2 protein-coding genes are annotated in these 1,776 nt (G+C 71.6%); one reads left to right on the top strand and one right to left on the bottom strand.

Features of this window, described 5'->3' with window-relative positions; genetic code table 11:
- Positions 1-1,593, top strand: a 1,593-nt coding sequence (locus ABEB03_RS43725) for an ATP-binding SpoIIE family protein phosphatase (protein ID WP_345658677.1), incomplete at its 5' end; no start/stop codon positions are given.
- A 2-nt stretch (positions 1,594-1,595) separates the two neighbouring features.
- Here ABEB03_RS43725 and ABEB03_RS43720 read toward each other — a convergent pair.
- Positions 1,596-1,776 (bottom strand): phosphoketolase family protein (locus tag ABEB03_RS43720; protein ID WP_345658676.1); only part of this gene is annotated, 181 nt, incomplete at its 5' end.

Here is a 1,776-nt window from a genome sequence, read left to right as displayed (position 1 = left end):
CTCAGCCCCCTGGAGACAGCCGACGGCCTCCTCGTCTCCGCCGCCGTCCGCGACGTCAGCGAACGCAAGGCCGCCGAGGAACGCATCAACGAACTGGCCGCGCTGGTCGAGTCCTCCCAGGACGCGATCCTCGCCAAGACCCTCGACGGACGCATCACCTACTGGAACGCGGCGGCCCACCGGCTGTACGGATACACCTCGGCCGAGGCGGTCGGGCAGCATGTGTCGATGCTGGCGCCCGGCGACCGGTACGACGAGGTCAGTGCGCTCCTCGACCGGCTGTGCCTGGGCGAGAAGGTCGAACACTTCGAGACCCTGCGGGTCACGCGCACCGGCGACCTGCTCGACGTCGACGTGACCCTGTGGCCCACCCGGGCGCCGGAGGGCACGGTCATCGGGGCGTGCGCCATCGTCCGCGACATCAGCGACCGCAAGCGCGCCGAGGCGGAACTGACAGAGCTGTACGAGCAGCAGCGCCACATCGCGCTGACCCTGCAGCGCAGCCTGATGGGGACTCCGCCGGCCATACCCGGGCTGGTCACGGCGAGCCGCTATCTGCCCGCCACCCAGGGCGCGGGCGTGGGCGGCGACTGGTTCGACCTGATCCCGCTGGGTGCGGGCCGGGTCGGGGTGCTGATCGGTGACGTGATGGGGCGCGGCCTGGAGGCCGCCGCCGTGATGGGCCAGTTGCGGTCCGCCGCGCACGCGCTGGCCAAGACCGGGATGCAGCCACGACAGCTCATGCAGGCCCTGGACGCCGTGGTCGCCGACCTGGGCGTGCCCGATCAGCTCGTCACCTGCTGCTACCTGATCATCGCCGCCGACGCGGGAGAGGTGATCATCTGTTCCGCGGGCCACCTGCCCGTGCTCGTCACCGTCCCGGGGCAGGGCGCCCGGACGATTCCGGCCCCCGTGAACGCGCCGCTCGGCGTCGGCGACATGATCTACGAACAGTGCAGCACTACGATCCCGCCGGGCGCCACGCTCGTCCTCTACACCGACGGCCTGATCGAGACGCCCGGCAGCGACATCGAGGACCAGCTCTCCGAGCTCATCCGGACCCTGGACAAACTCGCGGGCGACACGCCCGACCTGGAAGCCGCCGCCGACCATGTGCTGACGACCCTGCTGCCCGACGCCGACGGCCATGACGACGTCACGCTGCTGCTGACCCAGTTGCCCGCGGCGCCCCTGGCCACGGCCACGACCGATCTGCCCGCCCGGCCGGAGTCGGTACCGGCCGGGCGCGGCTTCCTGGGCGCCGCGCTGGAGTCGTGGGGTCTCAAGGACAGGACGGACGACGCGTGCCTGCTGCTCTCCGAGATCCTCACCAACGCGGTGCAGCACGCTCAGGGCCCGATCGGACTGCACGTGTGCCGCACGGACACCGAGCTGACCGTCGAGATCAGTGACCGCAGCACCCATCTGCCGCAGCCCCGCGTCGCGTCCGAGGACGCGGAGTCCGGGCGGGGCCTCCTGCTCGTCCGTGCCCTCGCCGATGCCTGGGGCGTGCGGCCCACCGACGAGGGCAAGACGACCTGGTTCAGTCTCAAGCGCAAGACCCTGGACCCCCGGGAGACGGCCGGGACGTGAGGTCAGGAACTCCAGGTCCAGTCGGCCACTTCGGGCAGGTCCGTGCCGTGCTCGCGGATCCAGGCGTGGTGGCGGGTGCGCGCGTCGGCCATCGTCTGGCGTAGCGCAGCGGCTCGTACCCCGAGGCCGGGGACGCGGTCGATGACGTCCATGACCAGCCGGTAGCGGTCCAGGTCGTTGCGG

Origin of the sequence: Streptomyces siamensis, assembly GCF_039543605.1 — a bacterium.
Lineage (GTDB): Bacteria > Actinomycetota > Actinomycetes > Streptomycetales > Streptomycetaceae > Streptomyces > Streptomyces siamensis.
Note: the sequence above shows the minus strand (reverse complement) of the source record. Positions and strands in the feature narration are given on the sequence as shown.